Source organism: Plesiomonas sp. (assembly GCF_051650925.1).
Lineage (GTDB): Bacteria > Pseudomonadota > Gammaproteobacteria > Enterobacterales > CAMTGL01 > Plesiomonas.
This window is the reverse complement of the sequence record NZ_JBOFRH010000352.1, coordinates 1-1379: the sequence shown is the minus strand read 5'-3', so window position 1 is coordinate 1379 and position 1379 is coordinate 1. Positions and strand designations below refer to the sequence as shown.

Here is a 1379-nt window from a genome sequence, read left to right as displayed (position 1 = left end):
AAATCGGGCGAGTTTAAGGTGAGCGAATGATTCGGGTGCTTTTTTTTGCGCAAGTGCGTGAGCTGGTGGGCGAAGATATGCTGACACTGAACGCGGAATTTGCCACGGTGGAAGCGTTGCGGCTTGAACTCTCTGCGCGTAGTGATAAATGGGCATTGGCGCTAGAGAAAGAGAAACTGCTGGTGGCGGTAAATCAAACGTTAACGCCGTTAGACAGCCCGCTACACGATGGCGATGAAGTGGCTTTTTTCCCGCCAGTAACCGGAGGCTGATGATGAGCACAATACCGCCAGCACTGACGCGTATTCGGGTTAGCGAAGCGCCGTTTAGTCTTGATGAAGAGCACAACTGGTTATCGTGCGATGATGAGAGCGGGGCAGTTGTCACGTTTGTCGGAAAAGTACGCAATCATAATCAGGGTGATGATGTTGTCGCGCTGCGTTTAGAGCACTATCCTGCGATGACAGAAAAAGCGTTGGCGGATATTGTCTCTGAAGCTCGCAGCCGCTGGCCGTTGCACCGCATTTGTGTGATTCATCGAGTGGGTGATCTGCATTGTGGTGAGCAAATTGTGTTTGTCGGTGTCAGCAGCGCGCACCGTGATGCCGCATTTGCAGCTAACACATTTATTATGGATTACCTAAAAATGCGTGCGCCGTTTTGGAAAAAAGAGCAAACTCCTGAGGGTTCTCGCTGGGTTGAGGCCAAACATAGCGATAAAGAGGCGGCAGCGCGATGGTCAGATTGTTCCGCAAGCTGAGTGCACACTGCGGCAATAACGCGGTTAGGAAAGTGCATTTTGCGGCCGTGGTGATCAGTGTGTGTACTGCGCTGATCAGTAGCCCTGCAGTGCAGGCGGATACGCTCAATATTGCAGTTGCTGCCAATTTTAAACCGACGCTCGATGCGCTTGCCCCGTTATTTGCGCGCCAGTCAGGGCATCAGTTGCGCATAACCTCGGCCTCTAGCGGTGTGTTGTATACCCAGATTATCAACGGTGCGCCGTTTGATGTTCTCTTGTCGGCAGATACCGAGCGACCGGAGAAACTTGAACAAGAGCAGCGCACTGTTGCTGGTTCGCGTTTTACCTATGCACAAGGGCAACTGGCCTTGTGGAATATCGGAGAGCCGGTTTCACTGGCTGACCCACAGGCATGGCGCGGCCGTTTGGCTATTGCTAACCCACGTACTGCACCGTATGGCAGTGCAGCAAAAGCATGGCTAGAGCAACATAATGCGTGGCAATCGCCTACATTAACGTTAATTACCGGTGCAAATATTTCACAGACGTATCAGTTTGTTGATACTGGCAATGCCAATATGGGGTTGGTGGCGTATCCGAATGTGTTGGTTAGTCAACCCAAAGGGCAGATATTGCT

At 51.7% G+C, this 1379-nt stretch carries 3 protein-coding genes; all 3 read left to right on the top strand.

Translation table 11 applies throughout. From position 1 onward, the window contains the following. Positions 1-26 precede the first annotated feature (26 nt). Positions 27-272 (top strand): molybdopterin synthase sulfur carrier subunit, encoded by a 246-nt coding sequence (gene moaD / locus ACRC27_RS08110; RefSeq protein WP_438629025.1) that lies wholly within the window; start codon positions 27-29, stop codon positions 270-272. A 2-nt stretch (positions 273-274) separates the two neighbouring features. Beyond that, complete coding sequence (moaE, locus tag ACRC27_RS08105; protein WP_438639628.1) at positions 275-760, top strand: molybdopterin synthase catalytic subunit MoaE; 486 nt, start codon at positions 275-277, stop codon at positions 758-760. After that, on the top strand, positions 736-1379 hold a 644-nt coding region (gene modA, locus ACRC27_RS08100; protein ID WP_438639627.1), incomplete at its 3' end, for a molybdate ABC transporter substrate-binding protein. The genes moaE and modA, both read left to right, overlap by 25 nt.